Origin of the sequence: Enterobacter vonholyi (assembly GCF_008364555.1) — a bacterium.
In the GTDB taxonomy this organism is placed as follows: domain Bacteria; phylum Pseudomonadota; class Gammaproteobacteria; order Enterobacterales; family Enterobacteriaceae; genus Enterobacter; species Enterobacter vonholyi.
In genome coordinates, this window is record NZ_VTUC01000010.1 from 40490 (window position 1) to 65386 (window position 24897).

The window sequence follows — 24897 nt, forward strand, 5'->3', positions numbered from 1 at the left end:
GATGCGTAAGTCAGTTATTGCGATCATCGTCATCGTACTGGTCGTGCTTTATACCTCGATCTTTGTGGTGAAAGAGGGCGAGCGTGGGATCAAGTTCCAGTTCAGCAGCGTCGTGCGTGATGGCGACAAACGCCCGGTGATTTACGAGCCGGGTCTGCACTTCAAGGTGCCGTTCATTCAGTCCGTAAAAACGCTTGATGCGCGTATCCAGACCATGGATAACCAGGCAGATCGTTTTGTGACCAAAGAGAAGAAAGACCTGATCGTTGATTCCTATATCAAATGGCGCATCAGTGATTTCAGCCGTTACTTCCTGGCAACGGGCGGCGGTGACGTTTCTCAGGCAGAAGTGCTGCTGAAACGTAAGTTCTCTGACCGTCTGCGTTCTGAGATTGGTCGTCTGGATGTGAAAGACATCGTGACCGACTCCCGTGGTCGTCTGACCCTGGAAGTTCGCGATGCGCTGAACTCCGGCACAGCGGGCACTGAAGATGAAGTTTCAACGCCGGCAGCAGACGATGCGATTGCCAAAGCGGCTGAACGTGTTCAGGCGGAAACCAACGGTAAAGTGCCGGTGATCAATCCGAACAGTATGGCTGCACTGGGTATCGAAGTCGTTGACGTGCGTATCAAGCAGATCAACCTGCCGGTGGAAGTATCCGAGGCGATTTACAACCGTATGCGCGCCGAGCGTGAAGCGGTAGCCCGTCGTCACCGTTCACAGGGTCAGGAAGAGGCTGAGAAGCTGCGTGCTGCAGCAGACTACGAAGTCACCAAGACGCTGGCGGAATCTGAGCGCCAGGGCCGTATCCTGCGCGGTGAAGGTGATGCGGAAGCCGCGAAACTGTTTGCTGATGCCTTCAGCCAGGATCCTGACTTCTATGCCTTTATCCGTAGCCTGCGTGCCTACGAGAATAGCTTCCAGAGCAGCCAGGATGTGATGGTGCTTAGCCCGGACAGCGATTTCTTCCGTTATATGAAGACGCCGACTAACGCAACGCGATAAACTCAGGCTCGTTTGAGTTTTCAAACCACCGCTCTCAACGGAGCGGTGGTTTTCTTTTATAAGGAACAAAAATGAATTCAACGATCTGGCTCGCGCTGGCCCTGGTCCTGGTGCTTGAAGGCCTGGGACCGATGCTCTATCCACGCGCCTGGCGTCGAATGATCGCCACCATGAGCCAACTGCCGGATAATATTTTACGTCGTTTTGGCGGCGGTCTTGTGGTTGCGGGCATCGTGATCTACTACATGTTGAGGAAAACGATTGGCTGATCAAAAAGTAGGCGCAATCGGCGTATTTTGAGGTCAAAAAGTGCTGTATATCTGAAAAAGCGATGGTAGAATCCATTTTTAAGCAAACGGTGATTTTGAAAAAAATGGGTAACAACGTCGTCGTACTGGGCACCCAATGGGGTGACGAAGGTAAAGGGAAGATTGTTGATCTTCTGACTGAACGGGCTAAATATGTTGTGCGCTACCAGGGCGGTCACAACGCAGGCCATACTCTCGTAATCAACGGTGAAAAAACCGTCCTCCATCTTATTCCATCAGGCATTCTTCGCGAAAACGTCACTAGCATCATCGGTAACGGCGTTGTGCTGTCTCCAGCGGCGCTGATGAAAGAGATGAAAGGTCTGGAAGACCGTGGTATCCCTGTTCGTGAGCGTCTGCTGCTCTCCGAAGCCTGCCCGCTGATCCTGGATTATCACGTGGCGCTGGACGTAGCGCGTGAGAAAGCGCGTGGCGCGAAAGCGATCGGCACCACCGGTCGTGGTATCGGCCCGGCTTACGAAGATAAAGTTGCACGCCGCGGTCTGCGCGTGGGCGACCTCTTCGACAAAGCGACCTTCGCTGAAAAACTGAAAGAAGTGATGGAATATCACAACTTCCAGCTGGTGAACTTCTATAAAGCTGACGCTGTTGACTACCAGAAAGTGCTGGATGACGTCATGGCGATTGCAGACATTCTGACCGGTATGGTTGTTGATGTGTCCGATCTGCTCGACCAGGCGCGCAAGCGTGGCGATTTCGTCATGTTCGAAGGTGCGCAGGGTACGCTGCTGGACATCGACCACGGTACCTATCCGTACGTCACCTCCTCTAACACCACCGCGGGTGGCGTGGCGACCGGCTCTGGCCTGGGTCCACGTTATGTGGATTACGTACTGGGCATCATCAAAGCGTACTCCACTCGCGTGGGTGCGGGTCCATTCCCGACCGAACTGTTTGATGAAACCGGCGAGTTCCTGTGCAAGCAGGGTAACGAGTTTGGCGCGACCACCGGTCGCCGTCGTCGTACCGGCTGGCTGGATGCGGTTGCCGTGCGTCGTGCAGTGCAGATCAACTCCCTGTCTGGCTTCTGCCTGACCAAGCTGGACGTACTGGACGGCCTGAAAGAAGTGAAAATCTGCGTCGGCTACCGTATGCCAGATGGCCGCGAAGTGACCACCACTCCGCTGGCTGCTGACGACTGGGAAGGCATTGAGCCAATCTACGAAACCATGCCGGGCTGGTCTGAGACCACCTTCGGTGTGAAAGAGCGTAGCGGCCTGCCGCAGGCGGCGCTGGATTACATCAAGCGCATTGAAGAACTGACCGAAGTGCCGATCGATATTATTTCTACCGGCCCGGACCGTACTGAAACGATGATTCTGCGCGATCCGTTCGACGCATAATCTTCGTGACTGCTGGCCTGCGGGGAGACCCGTAGGCCGGATAAGCGTAGCGCCATCCGGCGACCGCTCCTGGATCTCCGCTTTTTCGCCCCGTCTGTCAAATAAATTAGCCGCTAACTATCTGGCTGGTTTATCATCATTAATGAATATCTCTGCGGTTTGTCCGCGATTTCCCTTTTTCCTGAGGTTGATGTGCAGTTAACAAGTTTCACCGATTACGGCTTACGTGCGCTGATTTACATGGCGTCGTTACCCGAGGGGAAGATGACCAGTATCTCTGAAGTTACAGAGGTCTACGGCGTATCCCGTAATCATATGGTCAAAATAATCAATCAACTTAGTCGTGCCGGATACGTTGCTGCCGTCCGCGGGAAGAATGGTGGGATCCGTCTCGGTAAACCGGCACAGAGTATTCGTGTTGGCGATGTGGTACGTGAACTGGAGCCGCTGTCTCTGGTGAACTGCAGCAGCGAGTTCTGCCACATCACGCCCGCTTGCCGCCTGAAACAGGCGCTTTCTAAGGCCGTGCAAAGTTTTCTCATGGAACTGGATAACTACACGCTGGCCGATTTGGTTGAAGAGAATCAACCGCTTTATAAATTATTGCTGGTGGAATGAAGAAAATTTCCACCGGAGCTGACAACGGAGGAACCGACATGTCACATGATCCTTTCCAGGAACGCGAAGCCGAAAAATACGCGAATCCTATCCCCAGCCGCGAGTTCATCATTGAACACTTAACAAAACGCGAAAAACCCGCCAATCGTGAAGAACTTGCCGTTGAATTGAACATTGAAGGTGAAGAGCAAATTGAAGCCCTTCGCCGCCGCCTGCGCGCGATGGAGCGCGACGGGCAACTGGTCTTTACCCGCCGCCAGTGCTACGCGCTGCCGGAACGCCTCGATCTGCTGAAAGGAACCGTCATTGGTCACCGCGATGGCTTCGGCTTCCTGCGCGTGGAAGGCCGTAAAGACGATCTGTATCTCTCATCTGAACAGATGAAAATGTGCATCCACGGCGACCAGATTCTGGCGCAGCCGCTGGGCGCCGACCGTAAAGGTCGCCGAGAAGCGCGCGTCGTGCGCGTTCTGGTGCCAAAAACCAGCCAGATCGTTGGCCGCTACTTTACCGACGCGGGCGTTGGGTTCGTGGTGCCTGACGACAGCCGTCTGAGCTTCGACATCCTGATCCCACCTGAAGAGGTGATGGGCGCCCGCATGGGCTTTGTGGTGGTGGTGGAACTTACCCAGCGCCCAACCCGTCGCACCAAAGCGGTAGGTAAAATTGTTGAAGTGCTTGGCGATAACATGGGCACCGGCATGGCCGTTGATATGGCGCTGCGCACCCACGAAATTCCATACATCTGGCCGAAAGCGGTTGAAGAGCAGATCGAAAGCCTGCGCGAAGAAGTGCCGGAAGAGTCCAAAGTGGGCCGAGTGGATCTGCGCTCCCTGCCGCTGGTCACGATCGACGGTGAAGACGCCCGCGACTTCGATGACGCCGTCTACTGCGAGAAAAAACGCGGTGGCGGCTGGCGTCTGTGGGTCGCTATTGCAGACGTAAGCTACTATGTTCGTCCGCACACCCCGCTGGATAACGAAGCGCGCAGCCGCGGTACCTCGGTCTACTTCCCGTCGCAGGTCGTGCCGATGCTGCCGGAAGTGCTGTCTAACGGCCTTTGCTCCCTGAACCCGCAGGTTGACCGCCTCTGTATGGTTTGCGAGATGACCATCTCCACCAAAGGGCGCTTAACCGGCTACAAATTCTACGAAGCGGTGATGAGCTCGCACGCGCGTCTGACCTATACCAAGGTCTGGCATATGCTGCAGGGCGACCAGGATCTGCGCGAACAGTACGCGCCGCTGGTCAAACACATCGAAGAGCTGCATAACCTCTACAAAACGCTGGATCAGGCGCGCGAAGAACGCGGCGGGATCTCGTTTGAAAGCGAAGAGGCGAAATTTATCTTCAACGCCGAGCGCCGCATTGAACGTATCGAACAGACCCAGCGTAACGATGCGCACAAGCTGATCGAAGAATGTATGATTCTGGCGAATATCTCGGCGGCACGTTTCGTCGAGAAAGCCAAAGAGCCTGCGCTGTTCCGTATTCACGATAAACCGTCGACGGAAGCCATCACCGCGTTCCGCTCCGTGCTGGCTGAACTGGGCCTGGAATTGCCGGGCGGCAATAAGCCAGAGCCGCGCGATTACGCCGAGCTGCTGGAATCCATTAGCGATCGTCCTGATGCAGAAATGCTGCAGACAATGCTGCTGCGCTCGATGAAGCAGGCGATTTACGATCCGGAAAACCGCGGTCACTTCGGCCTGGCGCTGCAGTCTTACGCCCACTTTACGTCGCCGATCCGTCGTTACCCTGACCTCTCTCTGCACCGTGCGATCAAGTATCTGCTGGCGCAGGAGCAGGGACATAAAGGGAACACCACCGAAACCGGTGGCTACCACTATTCGATGGAAGAGATGCTGCAGCTGGGTCAGCACTGCTCCATGACCGAACGCCGTGCTGATGAAGCTACCCGCGACGTGGCGGACTGGCTGAAGTGTGACTTTATGCTGGACCAGGTCGGTAACGTCTTCAAAGGTGTGATTGCCAGCGTGACCGGCTTTGGCTTCTTCGTTCGTCTGGACGAGCTGTTTATCGACGGTCTGGTGCACGTCTCCAGCCTGGATAATGACTACTACCGCTTCGACCAGGTCGGCCAGCGTCTGATTGGCGAATCTGGCGGCCAGACCTATCGTCTGGGCGACCGTGTGGAAGTGAAGGTTGAGGCCGTGAATATGGACGACCGTAAAATCGACTTCAGCCTGATCTCCAGCGAGCGCGCCCCGCGTAACGTTGGTAAAACCGAACGCGAAAGAACGAAAAAAGGCGGAAACGGCAAAACGAGCGGCAAGCGCCGTCAGGCCGGTAAGAAGGTGAACTTCGAGCCGGACAGCGCGTTCCGCGGTGAGAAGAAGCAGAAGCCGAAGGCGGCGAAGAAAGAAGCCCGTTCAGCGAAGAAACCTTCCGCGAAGACACAGAAAATAGCGGCCGCCACCAAAGCGAAGCGCGCGGCCAAGAAAAAGCAGGCGGAGTAAAATCTCCCCTCATCCTAACCCTCTCCCCAACGGGGGGAGGGGAAATACTTATTACGAGAACCATCAATGAGTGAAATGATTTACGGCATCCACGCGGTGCAGGCCCTTCTCGAGCGCGCACCGGAGCGTTTTCAGGAAGTGTTTATTCTGAAAGGGCGTGAAGATAAGCGTCTGATGCCGCTGATCCATGCCCTGGAAGCGCAGGGTGTGGTGATCCAGCTGGCGAACCGCCAGTTCCTGGATGAAAAAAGTGAAGGCGCGGTTCACCAGGGGATCATTGCCCGCGTGAAGCCGGGCCGTCAGTATCAGGAAAACGATCTGCCGGATCTGATTGCCGAGCTGGAGAATCCGTTCTTCCTGATCCTCGATGGCGTAACCGATCCGCACAACCTCGGCGCGTGTCTGCGCAGCGCGGATGCGGCGGGCGTGCATGCGGTGATTGTGCCGAAAGATCGCTCCGCGCAGCTGAACGCGACGGCGAAGAAGGTAGCCTGCGGCGCGGCGGAAAACGTTCCGCTGATCCGCGTGACCAACCTGGCGCGCACCATGCGTCTGCTGCAGGAAGAGAACATCTGGATCGTCGGTACCGCCGGTGAAGCAGATCATACCCTGTATCAGAGCAAAATGACCGGCCGTCTGGCGCTGGTGATGGGTGCGGAAGGCGAAGGCATGCGTCGTTTGACCCGCGAGCACTGCGACGAGCTGATCAGCATCCCGATGGCGGGCAGCGTGTCGTCTCTGAACGTTTCCGTTGCGACGGGCATCTGCCTGTTTGAAGCGGTGCGTCAGCGGGGAGAATAAACAGTAAGGCCGTCCACAGGACGGCCTTTAGTGTTTTCTCCCTCTCCCCGTGGGAGAGGGCCGGGGTGAGGGCATCAAACGGTGACAACCTCACTCCTCTAACGACCGCAAATGGTCATCCTTCCTCAGGGTCATCAGCGCGAAAATACTTACGACGGCCGTCGCCATCACGTAATACGCCGGAATATCCAGGTTGCCCGTCTGCTTAATCAGCCCGGTAATGATTAACCCTGCGCATCCCGAGAAAATCGCGTTCGACAAAGAGTAGGCCAGCCCCAGGCCCGTATAGCGCACGCGCGTCGGGAACATCTCAGAGAGCATCGCCGGGCCCGGCCCCGCCAGCATGCCCACCAGACCGCCCGCAATCAGTACCACAACAGCCTTCACCGCCAGCGTGCTGGACTCCGCCTGCAGAAGTTTCAGCAACGGCAGGGCGAGGATCAGCAGCAGCGCGGTGGCGATAATCATCACCGTGCGACGCCCGATCCTATCGCTCAGGATCCCCGACGGAATAATGGTTAGCGCAAACCCAACGTTCGAAATCACCGCGATCAGCAGCGCCTGGTTAAACCCGGTGTGCAGCGCCGACTGCAGATAGGTCGGCATAATCACCAGGTAGGTGTACCCCGCCGCAGACCAGACCATTACGCGCCCAATCCCCATCACGATGGCCCTGAGCGTGGCGGCAGTATCCGCCTGAGCGACAGCCGGTTTGTCCTGCTGCTGCACAAAGCTGGGCGTCTCCTCCATGCTGACGCGAAGCCACAGCGCAACAGCGCCCATGGGCAGCGCCAGGAAGAAAGGAATGCGCCAGCCCCAGTCGTGCAGGGCTTCAGGCGTGAGGAGGGCGGAGAGCAGCGCCACGATGCCTGCGCCCGCTAACAAGCCCAGCGCCACGGTAAAGGACTGCCACGCGCCGTAGAGGCCGCGCCTGCCGCGCGGGGCGAACTCCGTCATCAGCGAGACCGCACCACCGTACTCGCCGCCGGCGAACAGTCCCTGCAGGATGCGAAGCAGCGTAACGATCAGCGGTGCGGCAATCCCGATGCTGGCATAGACCGGCACAATGCCGATGGCGGCGGTGGCCAGCGTCATGAGCACCAGAACAATAATGAGCGTCGGCTTACGGCCAATTCGGTCGCCGATGCGTCCAAACACCACCGCGCCCAGCGGACGGAAGAAGAAGGCGATGGCGAATGAGGCGTAGGTGAGGATCAGGCTGGTGAGTCCCGCTTCCCCTTCAAGCTGGAAGAAGTTCTTCGCAATGACGGTCGCCAGAAAACCGTAGACCGCAAACTCATACCACTCGATAAAGTTACCAATGGAGCCGGCAATTAATGCTCGCTTGTGCGCATCCGGTTGCATAACTTTCCTCACTGAAAGGGGGAGAGAATAAATTATTCAACAAAAGCGAAGTCATGAAATAGTTTATTCTTATGTTCTGTGAGCTATTTCACGAATGATATCAGCGGGATCGTGAACGTGTGACTCCCCTCCCATGCATCGTGTGCGCGCTTTGTCCATACTTATCGTCATTGCCACTGAAGGAGGGAGACAGTATGCACTGGCAGACCCATACCGTTTTCAATCAACCCGCACCGCTTTCCAACAGCAACCTTTTCCTTTCGGACTGCGCGCTGCGTGACGCAGTTTCGCGCGAGGGGGCCGAGTGGGATGTTGAGCTGCTCGCCAGCATCGGGCAGCAGTTAGGTACCGCAGAGTCGCTGGAGCTGGGCAGGCTGGCGAACGTAAATCCGCCGGAGTTGCTTCGCTATGACGCCACCGGAGAGCGACTGGATGACGTCCGCTTTCACCCGGCATGGCACCTGCTGATGCAGGGGCTGTGTGCCAATCGGGTACATAACCTGGCATGGGAAGAGGAGGCGCGTAAAGGGTCGTTTGTCGCGCGGGCCGCACGCTTTGTGCTTCATGCTCAGGTGGAAGCGGGCACGCTTTGTCCGGTCACCATGACGTTTGCCGCGACACCGCTCCTGCAGCAGGCGCTCCCCAGACTCTTTCACGACTGGCTGACGCCGCTGCTCAGCGATCGCTACGATCCGCATCTGGCCCCCGGCGCGCAAAAGCGCGGCCTGCTGATTGGTATGGGGATGACGGAAAAGCAGGGCGGCTCGGACGTGCTGAGCAACACCACCAAAGCGGAAAAATGCAGCGACGGCAGCTACAGGCTGGTGGGGCATAAATGGTTTTTCTCCGTCCCGCAAAGCGATGCGCATCTGGTGCTGGCCCAGGCGAAGGGCGGGCTGTCCTGCTTTTTTGTGCCGCGCTTTTTGCCTGACGGACAGCGCAACGCCGTCCGGCTGGAGCGCCTCAAGGACAAGCTCGGGAACCGCTCCAACGCCAGCAGCGAGGCGGAGTTCCTCGATGCCTCCGGCTGGCTTCTGGGGGAAGAGGGCGAAGGGGTACGGCAGATCCTCAAAATGGGCGGTCTGACGCGCTTTGACTGCGCGCTGGGCAGCCACGGACTGATGCGTCGGGCGCTGTCCGTGGCGCTGTACCATGCGCATCAGCGCCAGACCTTCGGCAAAAATCTTATCGATCAGCCGCTCATGCGCGAAGTGCTAAGCCGGATGGCGCTGGTGCTGGAGGGGCAAACGGCGCTGCTGTTTCGCCTGGCGCGGGCGTGGGATAAACGCACGGATCCGCAGGAGGCGGCATGGGCGCGGCTGTTTACCCCGGCCGCGAAGTTTAGCGTGTGCAAAGCGGGCATCCCGTTTGTCGCTGAAGCGATGGAGGTGCTGGGCGGAGTCGGGTACTGCGAGGAGAGCGAACTTCCCCGCCTGTATCGCGAGATGCCGGTGAACAGCATCTGGGAAGGGTCCGGCAACATCATGTGCCTGGACGTGCTGCGCGTGCTGGCGAAGCAGCCGGGGATTCACGATCTGCTTGCCGATGAGTTTGCACAGGTAAAAGGGCAGGACAGACACTTCGACCGCAGCTGGCGACAGCTTCAGCAAAAACTGCGTAAACCGCAGGAGGCGCAGGGGCGGGAGATCGCGCAGCAGCTTTTCCTGCTGGGTGCCGGGAGCGAAATGCTGCGGCACGCGTCGCCTCCGGTGGCGCAGGCGTGGTGCCGCATGATGCTCGATACCCGTGGCGGCACGCTGATGAGCGAGCAGGTGCAAAGTGACCTGCTGCTGCGTGCGACGGGCAGAGTCGGTTAGCCTTTTAGCTGGAACAGGCTCACCAGCTGGGCCAGATGTGATCCCTTCTCGCGCAGCGTTTGAGCCGTTTGTTCGCTGCGTGAGATACGATCGGCATTGATATGCGACGCTTCGCCAATGTGGGTCATGGCGAGATTAACCTGGCCAATCCCTGCGGACTGCTCGCGTGAGGCATGGTTAATCTCGGTGACCAGCTGGCTGATGTTATCGATATGAATGATGATGTCATCCATCGCCAGGCGGGTCTTTTCAGACAGCGCATGGCCCTCACTCACTTTTCTGAGCGTATCGCCAATCAGCTGTTCAATCTCCTTCACCGCGTTAGCGCTGCGTCCCGCCAGTGCGCGAACTTCCTGCGCGACTACCGCAAACCCTTTTCCGTGCTCACCGGCGCGGGCCGCTTCCACTGCCGCATTCAGCGCCAGAATATTGGTCTGGAAAGCGATGGATTCGATCACGCGCGTGATGTCTTCTATGCGTTTTGACGCTTCGCGAATATCGTCCATGGTCGATACCGCGTGGGTGACCGTCTCACCGCCCTGATGGACCGCGAGCGAGGTTTCACCGACCAGCTGCTGCGTTTGCTCCATGTTGGCGGCATTTTGCTGCACGGTGGCGGCCAGCTGCTCCATGCTGGCGGAGGTCTCTTCCACGCTGCTCGCCTGCTTGTTGATCTGCTCTGAAATCTCGCCGGTGTCGGCGGCCAGCGCGTTGGTGCCCAAATGGATCTCGCCAGCGGCCTCGCGGACCTGCAGGACAATTTTTTGCAGGCCGCCGCCGATGCCGTTGATGGCGTCGATCAGCTGGCCGACTTCGTCCTGGCGCGTCACGGGCAGGCTGGAACGGAGATCCCCTGCGGCATATTGCCGGGCAAGATGGATCACATTGCGCAGCGGGCGGGTCAGCACGCGGCGAATAAGAATCACGAACAGGCCAGCAAACAGGATGGATAAGACCACGCCGGCCAGCAGGAAGCGATCGCGCATGGCGGTAACGCTTGAGAGCAGCACCGATTTATCCACTTCGCCGACGATAGTCCAGTTCCAGCCTGGCAGCGGGGTATAGGCCATTTTCAGCGTGCGGCCGTCGTCGCTTACGCGTTCCAGCGTGCCGGGCTTGTCACTCAAAAGCTGTTGCTGCGTCGCGCCGTCCCACTTCGGCAGCTGTCCCTCTTCACCGGCATGGAACAGGTATTGCCCGCGCGTTTTGCCGTTGCTGCGATCCAGCACGAAGAAGTGACCGCTCTCGCCCAGGCGGCGGGTGAGGATTTTCTCGCGCATGACGTTCCAGGAATGCGTAATGTCCACGCCAACAAAGACGATCGCAATGACCTGGCCTTCGGCGTTTTTAACCGGCTGATACTGGGTGATATAGCGTTTGCCAAACAGCAGCGCCAGGCCACGGTAGACTACCCCTCTGTTGACTGCGGCAAAGGCCGGGCTGGCGGTATCCAGCACGGTGCCCATCGCCCGCTCGCCGTTCTCTTTGCGCAGGGAGGTGGCGACGCGAACAAAGTCGTTACCGCTGCGTACAAACAGCGTGGAGATTGCTCCCGTACGGCTCAGAAAATCATCGGAAAAAGAGGTATTTTCATGGAGTTCAGCTTCTCCCCCTTTCAGTAGGGGAACGGTGAGCCCGTTAATGGTCCGGGGCTGCTGAGTATCGACGCTAAAAGGCTGGGGCAGAAATGTCGTAAACAGTTTGGTGTAGCTTTCGACTTCTTCGCTCAGGCTGGTATTAAACATCTGCACCATGTCGACCATGCCTGTGGACTGATTATGCAGATCTTCGACGGCGAGGGCTTCAAGCTGCTGGCTGGCTTTTTGACTGAGCAGAAAAGTGAAAAGCAGAAACAGCGTGGCGACACTGATGCCCGTAAGCAGCGACAGCTTTGCCCCCAGGCCTGCACGGCGAAAAACGTTGATCATAAATTGCTCATCATTGAAAAGGTATGGTTCTTCAACGGCAGAGCGGGGATTACGTTTACTGAATTAATGTAACAAAATGTTATTTTCTTGTTATTGATTGGTTTTTCATAAGATAAAAGATTTGCAAAAACGAAAAGCCACTAAAAATAAGTGGCTTTTATCAGGAGGGATATTACACGTAAAGAATGGCCTGTACTCGCCAGTGGTCGATGTGGTGATCTTCCTGCATCTGGATGATGCGATACCATGAAGCACCCTGCTCATCGGCCTTTAATGCCACAACGCGTTCAACGTCCTGCGGGCTCCCCGAGATATTATTCACGGAGATCTGGCCAATTTCATTCAGGCCAGTCACACAGTCAGCACTGGCGAATTCTGCTGACTGCGCGGTGGTGCTCACCAGGCCTGCTGAGAGCAACAGAGAGGTCAAAGCAAGAGTTCGTTTCATCGTCAGCTCCATTTCACATATCTCCGGTATCCGCCGGGCAATCCTTCGCGAATAAACTCCCTTCCATTGACGCGGGCATGGAGTTTATTGTGGACAGGAAAATGTCTATGGACGCAAAGCAGTGTAAATCTCGTTCAAAGGAAAACCATTATTTACGGTACAAAATGGCCTGTGAATACCACTGTCCCGTTATGATGGTTTCGTCGATCATAATGATGACGTAATAATCTGCTTTGGCGGCGACGGCCTGTGCTTTTATTGCCGCTTCTGCGTCATCGGGGGAGCCGCGTACCAGCGCGGAAATCGTGCCCATTCGTTGTAATCCTTCCGTCTGATTACGACGAATCTCCTGTGGATGATCGGCGACCGGTGGAGCGGGTTGCGGCGTTCCCTGCAGCGCGCTACAGCCACTAAGCAGAAACACCAGCACTAAAGCAGCAAACCTGCGCATAACCATATCTCGTTTCCTGATAGCCATAGTGTAGTTGTCTGTGAATTTAGTTTTGGGGGAATGTTCCCGAAGTGTTATCTGGGACGTAAATTTCGAATGAAAATGACGTGAAAGCGTAACCCAGTTCTCAACATTATGAATCATACATTCGCACAGGGTCGACAATGATTGAAATTGAAATACGCCACCTCGGCGACCATGAAATTTTACACGCGATGCCTGCGGGTAAACGTGATAAACCGCTGCCTGTTGTGGTTTTTTATCACGGGTTCACCTCATCGAAGCTGGTTTACAGTTATTTTGCGGTTGCGCTGGCGCAGGCGGGTTTTCGCGTGGTGATGCCGGATGCGCCTGACCACGGCGCCCGCTTTAAGGGCAATGAACAGGCGCGGCTTGGGCAGTTCTGGCACATTCTGCACGGGAGTCTGACCGAGTTTGCCGGGGTGCGCGATGCGCTTTATGAGGCCGGCCTGGTTGCCGACAATCGTCTGGCTGTCGCCGGGGCGTCGATGGGCGGTATGACGGCGCTGGGGATTATGACGCATCATCCGGAAGTGAAGTCGGTCGCCTGCCTGATGGGCTCGGGCTATTTTACGTCGCTGGCGAAGACGCTCTTTCCCCCTAAGGAATTAGCGGAAATCACCGCGACGCTCGAAGAGTGGGATGTGTCCCGGTCATTGCCGCGCGTGGCCGATCGCCCACTGCTGCTATGGCACGGTGATGCAGATGATGTGGTCCCGCCCGAGGGAACCTTCCGTCTGCAGCAGGCGTTAATAAATGCAGGCCTGGACGGTAATCTGACCTGCCTGTGGGAACCTGGCGTCCGCCACCGCATCACGCCAACGGCGCTGGACGCCACGGTGGCATTTTTCCGCCAGCACCTTTAAATGCGCAGCACCTTTACTCTCTGATCTTCCAGCTTCTGGAGGAACTCAGGGGGTCTTTTACCGATGGTATTCCGGAGCCTTTCTCAAAAAAAAGCCCCCGGGCAGGGGGCAACGTCAACTATGGCTATGTTCTCGTTGTTGGCTTTCCTGGTGCTAGCGTTAAAGCGTTATCGGTAAATATCTGCACTGGCGTGCATGTTGCCGTTGCTGCCGGGCTCACGGGTTAACATCACGTGGTAATAGGTTGCGCCCTGCGCATCGGTTTCTTCGTTTAGGGCCTGATCTGCTTCACTTTCCGTGGCGAAATTATGATTGATGTAAATTACGCCCAAGCTTTGCACATCATCCATGTTTCTGGCCTGTCGGCTGTCTATCTTGATGGCTGCCATCGCGTTTGCACTGAGCAAAAGCGCCGCCATTATGGCTAATGCGATTTTTTTCATGATATGCGCTCCACGACTACGTGCTGCGAGAGGGGGGATGCTCCTTCTTTAATTCAGGTGATCTCTGATTAAAGTGTAATCACTCATCCAGCGGGGATGCGTGACCATTTCTGATGCAGTTGTTCAAAAAAACAACGCTTCCGGGTGTGACCAATTTTAAATCACCTACTTAGACCCGCTTCGCGCTTTGTGCGAATTATTTGTGCAATCAGCTTGAGTTTCCAGGGGCGCGCAAGTATTATGACGCGTCAATTTTTCAGCCGACCTTTAACACGTTCCTTGCCTCCCCGGGCCTCGGCTGACCCAGACAGGAGGCTGAATAATCCGTAAGGAGCAATTCGATGCGTCATTACGAAATCGTTTTTATGGTCCATCCTGACCAGAGCGAACAGGTTCCGGGTATGATCGAGCGTTACTCTGCTGCCATCACTGGTGCAGAAGGTACGATCCACCGTCTGGAAGACTGGGGCCGCCGTCAGCTGGCTTACCCGATCAACAAACTGCACAAAGCACACTACGTTCTGATGAACGTTGAAGCGCCGCAGGAAGTGATCGATGAGCTGGAAACTACCTTCCGCTTCAACGATGCCGTTATCCGCAGCATGGTTATGCGTACCAAAAACGCAGTTACCGAAGCATCTCCGATGGTTAAAGCGAAAGACGAGCGCCGTGAGCGTCGCGATGATTTCGCAAACGAAACCGCAGATGATTCTGATGCTGGGGATTCTGAAGAGTAATTTCTGATGACCAACCGTCTGGCGTTGTCCGGCATCGTATGCAGGGCTCCCCTTCGAAAGGTCAGTCCATCAGGAATTCCGCATTGCCAGTTCGTGCTTGAGCATCGTTCTGTGCAAGAGGAAGCCGGGTTTCACCGGCAGGCGTGGTGCCAAATGCCCGTTATTATTAGCGGACACGAAAACCAGGCCATTACTCACAGTTTAACGGTCGGTAGCGCAGTAATCGTTCAGGGGTTCATCTCTTGCCACAAGGCAAAGAACGGCCTGAGCAAAATGGTTCTGCATGCCGAGCAGATTGATTTGATAGATTCTGGAGACTAGCCATATGGCACGTTATTTCCGTCGTCGCAAGTTCTGCCGTTTCACCGCGGAAGGCGTTCAAGAGATCGACTATAAAGATATCGCAACGCTGAAAAACTACATCACCGAAAGCGGTAAGATTGTCCCAAGCCGTATCACCGGTACTCGTGCAAAATACCAGCGTCAGCTGGCTCGCGCTATCAAACGCGCTCGCTACCTGTCCCTGCTGCCGTACACTGATCGTCATCAGTAATCGGGCACGGTCCATTAATACGACTTTAAGAGGATAAGGTAATGCAAGTTATTCTGCTTGATAAAGTAGCAAACCTGGGCAGCCTGGGTGATCAGGTTAACGTTAAAGCGGGTTACGCACGTAACTTCCTGGTTCCACAGGGTAAAGCTGTTCCAGCTACCAAGAAAAACGTAGAGTTTTTCGAAGCACGTCGCGCTGAACTGGAAGCCAAACTGGCTGACGTTCTGGCGGCTGCTAACGCTCGCGCTGAAGCAATCAACGCACTGGGCACCGTTACCATCGCGTCTAAATCAGGCGACGAAGGTAAACTGTTCGGTTCCATCGGTACCCGCGATATCGCTGATGCAGTAACTGCTGCAGGCGTTAAAGTGGCTAAGAGCGAAGTTCGTCTGCCGAACGGCGTTCTGCGTACCACTGGTGAGCACGAAGTTGACTTCCAGGTTCACAGCGAAGTGTTCGCTAAACTGGTTGTTAACGTTGTAGCTGAGTAATTTTTACTCTGCTCACGTTGAAACGCCGGCCTTGTGCCGGCGTTTTGCTTTTTACAGCTCCGGGCCCTTAACGCGCCCTGATAAAACTGCCGTCTGGCTGGCGGGTAAACAGCACCTGTTGTCCGTTTCCTGTATCAATCGTTAATCCTGTCACCACACCGCTGGCATTCTGACGAACCTGCACCATCTGTCCATTCTGCAGGTTACTGAGCGGCTTACCTGCACCTTCTACCTTCGCCATGGCATATACGTCGGTTGGCGGCAGGTTATGGTCGCGGAACAGCTGTGCCAGGGTTTTGCCCGGCTCCACGCGATAGGAACGCCACTGTTGCTCAATGCCGGTAGGCTGTTGCGTCTGAGGCTGAGACGGGGCGGCGGCTTGATCCTGCGGCTGTTCATCCTGAATGGGCTCTGGCTCAACCGGTGCAACCTGACCCGGATCGTTAGACGGGGTGACAAGCTGCGTTTGCATCGGCTGTGCATCAGGCTGCGGTCGCGTCTGCGACTGAATGTCCAGTTGGGCATTCCGGGTAACGGGTACGGTATCGACATCATCGCTCCCGGAAGGAAGCAGGAAGCCCACGATCACCATCAGCGCGCCAATGATAATCCCTCTGCGATGCAGAGGAGGCAGCGGGTCCATGATGCGAAAATTGTCCGGCGCCTGCCAGATTTTCGCCAGGGTAGGTTTCAGTTCAAATCGCCCGGGCATGGCACTCCTCCTGCTCCGCGTCTTTTTTATCCTGTGTTCCGAAGTATAGTTTGCTAACTGCCTGAACGGCGTAGCAAACCCGACATCCGTGACATCAGTTCGGGATTAATCCTGGTTATCTCTATTGTTTCTGTTTCGTCGCGGTTTGTCACCTTAACTTCAGACAAAGTTTTACCCATAAGTGCATGGCTGATATGCTGCCCGCTACTTTAAATGTGATGGAAGGAAAACCCATGACCACCCCGACTTTTGACACTATCGAAGCGCAGGCAAGTTACGGTATCGGCTTGCAGGTAGGACAGCAGCTGAGCGAATCCGGCCTGGAAGGTCTGTTACCAGAAGCGCTGGTGGCGGGTATCGCTGACGCACTGGAAGGCAAACAGCCTGCCGTTCCGGTTGACGTTGTGCACCGTGCGCTGCGTGAAATCCACGAACGTGCTGACGCCGTGCGTCGTGCGCGCTTCGAAGAGATGGCCGCCGAAGGTGTGAAATATCTGGAAGAGAACCGTGAGCGTGAAGGCGTGAACAGCACCGAGTCTGGTCTGCAGTTCCGCGTGATCAATCAGGGTGACGGCGCAATCCCGGCGCGTACCGACCACGTTCGCGTACACTACACCGGTAAGCTGATCGACGGTACCGTGTTCGACAGCTCCGTGGCGCGCGGCGAACCGGCTGAGTTCCCGGTGAACGGCGTTATCGCAGGCTGGATTGAAGCGCTGACCCTGATGCCAGTCGGTTCCAAATGGGAACTGACTATTCCGCATAACCTGGCCTACGGCGAGCGCGGCGCTGGCGCGTCCATCCCTCCATTCAGCACCCTGGTCTTTGAAGTCGAGCTGCTGGAAATTCTGTAATCGACTTTTCTTATTTCCTCTCTCCGGTTGGGGAGAGGAAAATAGTGTTAAAACCTATAGTTATGGTGCAATCAACATTTTATCTTGCAAACGAAACTGTTGCGTGTATTTTTGTGAGCTGTTTCGCGCTGCATGAGTGATATGACACTCACTTTCAACATATTATTAACATAATATCTAAATCATAGTATTCATCCCGCCGATTCTTACCTAATATCGATTAGCCCTTACAAGGGAACGTCATCTTTTGACGTATTTAAAGGCCAGAAGAGCCTTAACAACACAGACAGGCATAAACAGGAAAATATCACATGGTAGATCAGGTTAAAGTCGTCGCCGACGAAGGGGCGTCGTCTGAACAGTCGCTACGACGCAATCTCACAAACCGTCATATTCAGCTCATTGCCATCGGGGGTGCCATCGGTACCGGGCTGTTTATGGGGTCAGGCAAAACTATTAGTCTCGCCGGGCCGTCAATCATATTCGTTTATATGATTATCGGTTTTATGCTGTTCTTCGTGATGCGTGCAATGGGTGAACTGCTGCTCTCGAACCTCGAATACAAATCCTTTAGCGACTTCGCTTCTGACCTGCTCGGGCCGTGGGCGGGCTATTTCACCGGCTGGACCTACTGGTTCTGCTGGGTTGTCACCGGTATGGCGGACGTCGTGGCGATTACCGCCTACGCGCAGTTCTGGTTCCCGGGTCTGTCGGACTGGGTCGCCTCGCTGGCGGTTATTGTTCTGCTGCTGAGCCTGAACCTCGCCACCGTTAAAATGTTCGGTGAGATGGAGTTCTGGTTCGCGATGATCAAAATCGTGGCCATTGTCGGGCTCATCGTGGTGGGCCTGGTGATGGTGCTCACCCACTTCCAGTCACCAACGGGCGTTCAGGCGTCGTTTACCCATCTGTGGAATGACGGCGGCTGGTTCCCGAAAGGCATCAGCGGCTTCTTTGCCGGCTTCCAGATCGCGGTGTTCGCGTTTGTGGGAATTGAGCTGGTCGGAACGACCGCTGCGGAAACCAAAGATCCGGAGAAGTCCCTGCCGCGCGCCATCAACTCCATTCCGGTGCGTATCATCATGTTCTACGTCTTCGCGCTGATCATCATTATGTCCGTGACGCCATGGAGCTCGGTGGTGCCAAGCAAGAGCCCGTTCGTTGAGCTGTTCGTGCTGGTAGGCCTGCCTGCTGCCGCGAGCCTGATTAACTTCGTGGTGCTGACCTCTGCGGCATCTTCCGCGAACAGCGGCGTGTTCTCCACCAGCCGTATGCTGTTTGGCCTGGCGCAGGAAGGCGTGGCGCCGAGCGCGTTCGCCAAGCTCTCTAAGCGTGCCGTACCGGCAAAAGGGCTGACCTTCTCCTGCATGTGCCTGCTGGGCGGCGTGGTGATGCTCTACGTGAACCCAAGCGTGATTGGCGCGTTCACCATGATTACCACGGTCTCAGCGATCCTGTTTATGTTCGTCTGGACCATCATCCTCTGTTCATATCTGGTGTACCGCAAGCAGCGCCCACATCTGCATGAGAAATCGATCTACAAGATGCCGCTGGGCAAGCTGATGTGCTGGGTGTGCATGGCGTTCTTCGTCTTCGTGCTGGTTCTGCTGACGCTGGAAGATGATACTCGTCAGGCACTCATCGTCACGCCGCTGTGGTTTATCGCGCTGGGGCTGGGCTGGGTGTTTATCGGTAAGAAACGTATGGCAGGCGTACGGTAAAAGCAAAACGGCAACTTCGGTTGCCGTTTTTAGTTTTTGCACCCTCTTCCGTGGCAGAGGGGCGGGGTGGGGGCATCAGGCCGCAGCGGCCTTTTTTATTCCCCCGCTAATGCCCGCGGGAACAGAACGTTGTTCTCGAGACTGATGTGTTCCATCAGGTCGTCAATCATCTCGTTAATGCCGTTGTACATCGCTTTCCACGTTGTGCACGCTTCTGGCGGCGGCGTAACGTTGTGGGTGGTGTGTTTGATCACTTCCAGCAGTTCGCCCGCGTCATCATGCTCGCTTTCCATCACGCTGATGGGCCCCATCGCCTGGCTTCCCATACCCTGTTTAATCATCGGGAAGAGGATCTGCTCTTCCTTCATCATGTGGCTTGAAAGCTCTTCGTGCAGCAGGGTCAGGTACTTTGCCAGACCGCGCGGTACGGAAGGTTTGTCGGCATGGACGCGCTCGACTTTGGTCGCCTGAAGAATCAGTTCCGGCAGTTGCTCACGGTGACGGTCATGATAACGCACGATGATATGGTCGATGATTTCCGCGAGCGGAGCGGTTCGCCAGTCTTTATCGACGGGCTGCTCGGCCAGCTGCGCCAGCTCTGCTTCAATAACCTCAACGTCCAGCTCTTTGCGTGAGGCCGCACGCTCCAGTGTTTGCTTACCGCCGCAGCAGTAGTCCATATCGTATTTACGGAACAGCGCAGAAGCGCGAGGAATGGAGAGCGCCAGCTCGCCAAGGGGTTGGTCGCGAAAGGCCATAGCAGTTACCTCGTCATCAATAATATAAAGTGCATATTAAATACATCTTTAGGCCAGCGCTATAACCCTTTAGAGGGAAGGGGGAAAGTGAGATGTGGATCACAAAAAAATCCCACTTTTAACTCTCTGAATGGGCTCAGGAAAGTGGTTTCGAAACTTTTTAAAGGTGGAGGAACAGTAAACAACCCGCCGCGCCTGCCGATATATCCACGTCAGACAAACCTGCATAAAACAAAGGCAACGCATGTTTAAACGTATAAAAGTCATTACCCTTCTGATTTCGGTGCTGCTTGTGCTCGGCATCATGCAAGTGATTTCCGCCGGTATCTTTATCAACGCCCTGAATAACGATAAAGACAACTTCACCGTGTCGCAGCTCTCCAGCAAGAACGTGGCGGAGTTTACCGATGCGTGGATCAGTCTGAACCAGGCTCGCGTCACCCTGAACCGCGGGATGCTGCGCCTGCAAAGCAGCATGGCCTCTCAAATTAACGGCGGTCAGCTGAATGAGCTGGTTACCACGGCGAAAAATCTGCTGACTGAAGCGCAGGTTCATTACGATAAATACTATGCCCTGCCGAACACGCCAGGCCTGGATGAGAACCTGACCAACCAACTCGAAGAGCAGTACCGCATCTACTCTGCAACGCTGACGCAAATGAACGTTCTGCTGAGCCAAGGCAATCTGGAAGATATGTTCAAGCAGAATGCCGAACAGAAACAAAACGCGATGCAGACGGTTTATCGTGAATGGCGCGAAGCGCAGGCAATGCTTACCGATAAAGGCATCCAGGACAATGAAAGCGACTACAAGCGCATCCTGTGGATCCTTTCTGCGGTTATGCTGCTGGTGATTGTGGTGATTATCTCCAGCTGGATCGCCATGCGCCGCGTGCTGCTGCTGCCTCTTGAAGAGGTGATTAACCATATTCGCGCCATTGCGGCAGGCGATCTCACCCAGCCGATTCAGGCAGACGGTAATAATGAAATGGCCATCCTGGCGCGCAACGTGCAGGAGATGCAAACTTCGCTGGCAAACACCGTGGGCGTGGTGCGTGAAGGCGCAGATACCATTTACACCGGTGCAGGCGAAATCTCTGCTGGCAGTAACGACCTCTCTTCCCGTACCGAGCAGCAGGCCGCGTCTCTGGAAGAGACGGCAGCCAGCATGGAACAGCTGACGGCGACCGTGAAGCAGAACGCCGATAACGCGCGTCAGGCTTCCCGTCTGGCACTGGATGCCTCCTCAACGGCGAAGAAGGGCGGTAACGTGGTTGAAGGCGTCGTGCGGACGATGGACGAAATCGCCACCAGCTCCAGCAAAATTGCGCAAATTACTAACGTGATCGACGGCATTGCCTTCCAGACGAATATCCTGGCGTTAAACGCGGCGGTGGAAGCCGCGCGTGCGGGCGAGCAGGGCCGTGGTTTTGCGGTTGTTGCAGGCGAAGTGCGTACTCTTGCCCAGCGTAGCGCCCAGGCGGCGAAAGAGATTAAAGCGCTGATCGACGACTCCGGTGAACGCGTGAACGCGGGCTCTCTGCTGGTTAACGAAGCTGGGGAAACGATGGCAGAAATCGTTAATGCGGTTACCCGCGTCACCGACATTATGGGCGAAATTGCTTCGGCCTCTGACGAGCAGAGCCGTGGTATCGATCAGGTGGGCCAGGCGGTAGCCGAGATGGACCGCGTGACCCAGCAGAACGCCTCGCTGGTGGAGGAGTCTGCGGCCGCGGCGGCGGCGCTGGAAGATCAGGCTGCACGCCTGAACGAAGCGGTGGCGGTGTTCAAAATTACCCGCAACCAGGCGGTAAAAGCGGCGCCGGTAAAAACCTATGTGCCAAAAGCGCAGCCTGTCGCGGCGGCGTCTGAAGGGAACTGGGAAACGTTTTAAGGGCTTGCCCGGTGGCGGCTACGCCTTACGGGGCCTACGGTTTTGTAGGCCCTGCAAGCGCAGCGCCGCCGGGCAATACTCACATCTCCGATGCCGGAACAACCCTCGGTTTTTCCGGCTTCGCTCTCACCGCCATCACTACCCCCACCACCAACAGCACGATCCCACAGGTCGTGAACAGCGGCGGTACGCTCTGGCGCATCAGAAAGGTATAAAGCAGTCCGGCCAGGGTTTCGAAGACAATCAGCGGCCCTAATATCACCGTCGGCAGCTTCTGGCTGGCAATATTCCAGCACAGCGCGCCCACCCATGAACACAGCACGGCGATCGCAACCATCAGCCCAATAAATACCCACGGTCTTGGCCCGAAGGGCTGGGCGAAGTCCGGCTGCTGATGGCCCAGCCAGAGGCATGCGCCGAGATATCCCACGACGGATACGGGCAACGTGACCAGCGCCTGCGCCGTCGCCCACATCATCGGATGTTTGTCCGGATTCTCCCGCAGCCAGCGCGCGTTGCGCAGGGCATACCATGCCCAGCACGCCACGGAAATGAACGCCAGCACAATGCCAGAACCGTAACGCCACAGGTCAACATCCGCCTGCCCATGACGCAGCTCGGCAATATTGACGCATACCAACCCCAGGGCGGTGCATATCAGCGCCGGCGCCATTTTAGTCCACGCCAGTTTGCCATCGCGCTGGCTGTAGAGCAGGTTAGCAAAGACGGGGATGACGACCGGCAGCGTGCCGATAATCATGGTTGATACCGGCGCACCGGTACGCTGAATGGCACTCGCGAGGCAAACGTAATAGATAAGATTACCCATCATGGTCAGCGCCAGCGCGGTCCCCCAGTCCTGACGGCTGAGCTGACGCAAGCGCGCGCGTCCCAGCCACGCCAGAGGCAGGGCAATCAGCCCCAGAGCCAGATAACGTCCGGTCGACTGCAATATTGCCGGATACTCGGGCACGATCAGCGGGCCGACGAAAATCAGCCCCCACATCATCCCGGCCAGCAGGGCATACAACACTCCACTAATCATTTTTCCATCCACAGATATTTACGCTGTATGCAGTGTAGGAGGGGAAAATACGCGCGTATTGTATGAGATTGCGCATTAGCGCCGGATGACCTGCTTCTGGTAGCGCACGGGCGTAATGCCGTAGCGGCGGGTAAACGCGCGGGTGAGATGCGACTGATCGGTCAGCCCGGTTGCGGCGGCGACCTCTGCGGCGGGCATGCCGTGCGTGAGGAATGCTTTGGCGCGCCAGAGGCGAATGGCCATCAGCATCTGATGTGGCGTCACGTGAAAATGGGCTTTGAACTGGCGCTGAAAATGATACGGGCTGAGTGAAACGACGCTGGCCAACTCGTCCAGAGTCAGGGGGTGCATGTAGTTGTCGTGCAGGTACTCGCGTACGCGTTCGAAGCGGTGCGCGCCCTCCTGAATCACCGGCGCGTGATGGGCCAGAGGCTGGAAGGTCTCAATCAGATCCAGCAGTAATCCTTTTTGCGCAAGCGGATCGTCCGTGTGCCACAGGCCGTAAATCAGCCTGCCGATTTGCTGTGAGCGCAACGGGTCATGGCGGGTCACGTCGCTAAACCACCAGTGCCTGAGGCCGGTCACCTCTTCAAGCAGATCGGGTTCGATATAGACCATCCGGTAGCGCCAGCCGCCCTCGGTGGCGGATTCACCGGTGTGGATCTCGTCCGGGTTCATGGTGACGACGGATTTTTCCGCCGCGAGATGCTGGGTACCGCGATAGCGAAAGCGTTCGGCACCGGTTTCAATCGTGCCGATCCCGAAGGCTTCATGGGTGTGAGGCTCAAAGGCGTAGTCAGAAATGTGCGCGTGATACAGTTCCAGTCCCGGCAGCTGCGCCAGATGGCGAAAGCGCGCGCTGTCTCTTTCATCATTAAACTGTTCCGGTACGCCTTGCACGTTGAGCCTCCTCGTGGTCATCTTTTCATTATCAGAGATGACCGGAGTTTATGCACTAAACATCTTTGCCCGGACGGTCTTACGGTAATCTCCCGGTGAAACCGTGGTTTTATGCTTAAACTGGCGATTAAAGTGCGCAATATCCTGATATCCCACCGCATTCGCGATCTCCTGAATGCACAGATTGGTGGATTGCAGCATTGTCATGGCGGATTCAATTCTGGCGGTTAATAAATACTGCAGCGGGGACATGTCGGTGGCATTTTTAAAGCGACGGTTGAAGTTGCGCAAACTCATGCCAGCCATAGCGGCAAGATTCTGCATGGATATATCCGAGGCGCAGTTGGCTTTTATCCAGGTTTGAATTTGAACAATATCTTCATCCGGATGCGGTTTGTTTTCTTCACTGTAACACTGGCGATCGAACTGACTACGAATTTCATGGAAAAATGTCCGTTGTGTATGTGTGGCCACACGTTTCCCGTATATCGTTTCGATAAAATGAATCGTCAGATCTGACAGGGCCTTAACGCTGGCGGCACAGTAAATATTATCGGCCTGCGTGAGAAAATGTTTGGTTTGTAATTTTACGCTGGGGTAGTCGCGCGAGAATTGTTTGAAGTAGTGCCAGTGGGTGGTGGCGGGCTTTCCGTTGAGCAATCCCGACTCCGCCAGAAAACAGCAGCCCGTTCCGACAGCGGCGATACGAGTTCCTCGCGCAGCCTGCTCGGTCAACCATTTCAGAAGTTCAGGCTGTTGTCTGACCACTGCTCGAGGGTTGCGCCACAGGGCAGGAAGATAGATAACGTCATAGTGCCTGTCTGCGGCAAGCGTGGTATCGGCGGTAATGCTAAACCCACTTTGCGTCAGGAGAGGCTCGTTATTTATGCCAATAGTATGAACTTTCAGTATATTCTCCGAACGACAGAGCCTGAACGCAGATGTCTCCGTTTTGTGCGTGTCTGCGTGGGATGTTGTTTTTTGCTCGGCTAAATAGCTGCTGGCTGCGGCTTTCCACATTTCAATCGGCAGACTGAGACCGGAACTTAGCATGCGTTCACATAACACAAATCCAATTTGCGTATTTGTCATTTTCGATTAATACCTGTTTTGACTATTATTTTTGGTGACTCATCGTTGCCCTGGCCAAAAAATTCAGCATTTTGGCTGGATTTTCATATTAGCTTTTGTCGGTAATTTGTAAACTAATATCTGAAATTATCGCACTTGCACAAAATAAATCTACGACCACTACAGGATGAGTTATGGTGAAATTACCCGTAATAACGGCTTTTGGCGGCTATAGTCCAGCTGGT

25 protein-coding genes are annotated in these 24897 nt (G+C 55.7%); 15 read left to right on the forward strand and 10 right to left on the reverse strand.

What is annotated here, in order from left to right:
* Position 1 precedes the first annotated feature (1 nt).
* From hflC to rlmB, 6 genes are all read left to right on the forward strand, one after another.
* Positions 2 to 1006 (forward strand): protease modulator HflC, encoded by a 1005-nt coding sequence (hflC, locus tag F0319_RS15290; protein WP_111965392.1) that lies wholly within the window; start codon positions 2 to 4, stop codon positions 1004 to 1006.
* Positions 1007 to 1077: 71 nt separating this feature from the next.
* Entirely contained in the window at positions 1078 to 1275 is a 198-nt protein-coding gene (locus F0319_RS15295; protein ID WP_003855996.1) for a DUF2065 domain-containing protein, read from the forward strand.
* 104 nt (positions 1276 to 1379) lie between these two features.
* Positions 1380 to 2678, forward strand: a complete 1299-nt coding sequence (locus F0319_RS15300; RefSeq protein WP_006178975.1) for an adenylosuccinate synthase — start codon at positions 1380 to 1382, stop codon at positions 2676 to 2678.
* A 192-nt stretch (positions 2679 to 2870) separates the two neighbouring features.
* Complete coding sequence (gene nsrR, locus F0319_RS15305; RefSeq protein WP_111965420.1) at positions 2871 to 3296, forward strand: nitric oxide-sensing transcriptional repressor NsrR; 426 nt, start codon at positions 2871 to 2873, stop codon at positions 3294 to 3296.
* 38 nt (positions 3297 to 3334) lie between these two features.
* Positions 3335 to 5776 (forward strand): ribonuclease R, encoded by a 2442-nt coding sequence (gene rnr / locus F0319_RS15310; protein ID WP_149367308.1) that lies wholly within the window; start codon positions 3335 to 3337, stop codon positions 5774 to 5776.
* A 66-nt stretch (positions 5777 to 5842) separates the two neighbouring features.
* Positions 5843 to 6577, forward strand: coding sequence for a 23S rRNA (guanosine(2251)-2'-O)-methyltransferase RlmB (rlmB, locus tag F0319_RS15315; protein ID WP_028015258.1), 735 nt, complete (start codon positions 5843 to 5845; stop codon positions 6575 to 6577).
* Positions 6578 to 6667: 90 nt separating this feature from the next.
* Here rlmB and F0319_RS15320 read toward each other — a convergent pair whose 3' ends face one another.
* The gene (locus F0319_RS15320) at positions 6668 to 7942 is read right to left on the reverse strand and encodes an MFS transporter (RefSeq protein WP_149367309.1); all 1275 of its coding nucleotides are present in this window, start codon (positions 7940 to 7942) and stop codon (positions 6668 to 6670) included.
* A 194-nt stretch (positions 7943 to 8136) separates the two neighbouring features.
* Here F0319_RS15320 and F0319_RS15325 point away from each other — a divergent pair, with 194 nt between their 5' ends.
* On the forward strand, positions 8137 to 9759 hold the full coding sequence (locus F0319_RS15325; protein WP_149367310.1) for an isovaleryl-CoA dehydrogenase: 1623 nt from the start codon (positions 8137 to 8139) through the stop codon (positions 9757 to 9759).
* Here F0319_RS15325 and F0319_RS15330 read toward each other — a convergent pair.
* From F0319_RS15330 to bsmA, 3 genes are all read right to left on the reverse strand, one after another.
* Positions 9756 to 11687 carry a methyl-accepting chemotaxis protein gene (locus F0319_RS15330; RefSeq protein WP_149367311.1) on the reverse strand — a complete coding sequence of 644 codons (1932 nt, stop codon included), beginning with the start codon at positions 11685 to 11687 and terminating at the stop codon, positions 9756 to 9758. The genes F0319_RS15325 and F0319_RS15330 overlap by 4 nt on opposite strands.
* Before the next feature lie 172 nt (positions 11688 to 11859).
* Entirely contained in the window at positions 11860 to 12147 is a 288-nt protein-coding gene (yjfN, locus tag F0319_RS15335) for a DUF1471 family protease activator YjfN (RefSeq protein WP_111965386.1), read from the reverse strand.
* A 136-nt stretch (positions 12148 to 12283) separates the two neighbouring features.
* The gene (gene bsmA, locus F0319_RS15340) at positions 12284 to 12613 is read right to left on the reverse strand and encodes a biofilm peroxide resistance protein BsmA (protein ID WP_111965385.1); all 330 of its coding nucleotides are present in this window, start codon (positions 12611 to 12613) and stop codon (positions 12284 to 12286) included.
* 137 nt (positions 12614 to 12750) lie between these two features.
* Between bsmA and yjfP the strand changes: the two genes are divergently transcribed.
* A complete protein-coding gene (gene yjfP / locus F0319_RS15345; protein WP_149367312.1) occupies positions 12751 to 13473 on the forward strand; it encodes an esterase in 723 nt (240 codons plus the stop codon).
* Between the two features lie 167 nt (positions 13474 to 13640).
* On the opposite strand, the gene yjfY is transcribed toward yjfP, so the two are convergent.
* Positions 13641 to 13916 carry a DUF1471 family protein YjfY gene (gene yjfY, locus F0319_RS15350; protein ID WP_010427445.1) on the reverse strand — a complete coding sequence of 92 codons (276 nt, stop codon included), beginning with the start codon at positions 13914 to 13916 and terminating at the stop codon, positions 13641 to 13643.
* A gap of 341 nt (positions 13917 to 14257) precedes the next feature.
* Between yjfY and rpsF the strand changes: the two genes are divergently transcribed.
* Genes rpsF through rplI form a run of 4 tightly spaced genes read left to right on the forward strand, consistent with a single transcriptional unit; the run spans position 14258 to position 15697 of the window.
* Positions 14258 to 14653, forward strand: coding sequence for a 30S ribosomal protein S6 (gene rpsF / locus F0319_RS15355; protein WP_014068637.1), 396 nt, complete (start codon positions 14258 to 14260; stop codon positions 14651 to 14653).
* Between the two features lie 6 nt (positions 14654 to 14659).
* Positions 14660 to 14974: a primosomal replication protein N gene (gene priB, locus F0319_RS15360; protein ID WP_008502895.1), complete on the forward strand. Its 315-nt coding sequence runs from the start codon at positions 14660 to 14662 to the stop codon at positions 14972 to 14974.
* A 4-nt stretch (positions 14975 to 14978) separates the two neighbouring features.
* On the forward strand, positions 14979 to 15206 hold the full coding sequence (rpsR, locus tag F0319_RS15365) for a 30S ribosomal protein S18 (protein WP_000135199.1): 228 nt from the start codon (positions 14979 to 14981) through the stop codon (positions 15204 to 15206).
* Between the two features lie 41 nt (positions 15207 to 15247).
* Entirely contained in the window at positions 15248 to 15697 is a 450-nt protein-coding gene (gene rplI / locus F0319_RS15370; RefSeq protein WP_024907318.1) for a 50S ribosomal protein L9, read from the forward strand.
* Positions 15698 to 15764: 67 nt separating this feature from the next.
* Here the strand turns inward: rplI and F0319_RS15375 are convergent, their stop codons facing one another.
* Positions 15765 to 16409, reverse strand: coding sequence for an OapA family protein (locus tag F0319_RS15375; RefSeq protein WP_111965383.1), 645 nt, complete (start codon positions 16407 to 16409; stop codon positions 15765 to 15767).
* Positions 16410 to 16642: 233 nt separating this feature from the next.
* Between F0319_RS15375 and fklB the strand changes: the two genes are divergently transcribed.
* Together fklB and cycA are read left to right on the forward strand one after the other, a co-directional pair.
* Positions 16643 to 17263 (forward strand): BamJ family beta-barrel-assembly machinery protein, encoded by a 621-nt coding sequence (fklB, locus tag F0319_RS15380; RefSeq protein ID WP_008502892.1) that lies wholly within the window; start codon positions 16643 to 16645, stop codon positions 17261 to 17263.
* A gap of 311 nt (positions 17264 to 17574) precedes the next feature.
* Entirely contained in the window at positions 17575 to 18984 is a 1410-nt protein-coding gene (gene cycA, locus F0319_RS15385) for a D-serine/D-alanine/glycine transporter (RefSeq protein WP_111965382.1), read from the forward strand.
* Positions 18985 to 19079: 95 nt separating this feature from the next.
* On the opposite strand, the gene ytfE is transcribed toward cycA, so the two are convergent.
* Positions 19080 to 19742: an iron-sulfur cluster repair protein YtfE gene (gene ytfE / locus F0319_RS15390; protein WP_143344566.1), complete on the reverse strand. Its 663-nt coding sequence runs from the start codon at positions 19740 to 19742 to the stop codon at positions 19080 to 19082.
* A 244-nt stretch (positions 19743 to 19986) separates the two neighbouring features.
* Between ytfE and F0319_RS15395 the strand changes: the two genes are divergently transcribed.
* The gene (locus F0319_RS15395; protein WP_149367313.1) at positions 19987 to 21636 is read left to right on the forward strand and encodes a methyl-accepting chemotaxis protein; all 1650 of its coding nucleotides are present in this window, start codon (positions 19987 to 19989) and stop codon (positions 21634 to 21636) included.
* A gap of 79 nt (positions 21637 to 21715) precedes the next feature.
* Here F0319_RS15395 and F0319_RS15400 read toward each other — a convergent pair whose 3' ends face one another.
* The 3 genes from F0319_RS15400 to F0319_RS15410 all read right to left on the reverse strand — a co-directional run bounded on the left by F0319_RS15400 (position 21716) and on the right by F0319_RS15410 (position 24673).
* Positions 21716 to 22681 carry a DMT family transporter gene (locus F0319_RS15400; protein WP_136195711.1) on the reverse strand — a complete coding sequence of 322 codons (966 nt, stop codon included), beginning with the start codon at positions 22679 to 22681 and terminating at the stop codon, positions 21716 to 21718.
* Positions 22682 to 22756: 75 nt separating this feature from the next.
* The gene (locus tag F0319_RS15405) at positions 22757 to 23581 is read right to left on the reverse strand and encodes an AraC family transcriptional regulator (RefSeq protein WP_143344569.1); all 825 of its coding nucleotides are present in this window, start codon (positions 23579 to 23581) and stop codon (positions 22757 to 22759) included.
* A gap of 48 nt (positions 23582 to 23629) precedes the next feature.
* Positions 23630 to 24673 (reverse strand): GlxA family transcriptional regulator, encoded by a 1044-nt coding sequence (locus tag F0319_RS15410; protein WP_240168106.1) that lies wholly within the window; start codon positions 24671 to 24673, stop codon positions 23630 to 23632.
* Positions 24674 to 24897: the final 224 nt, after the last annotated feature.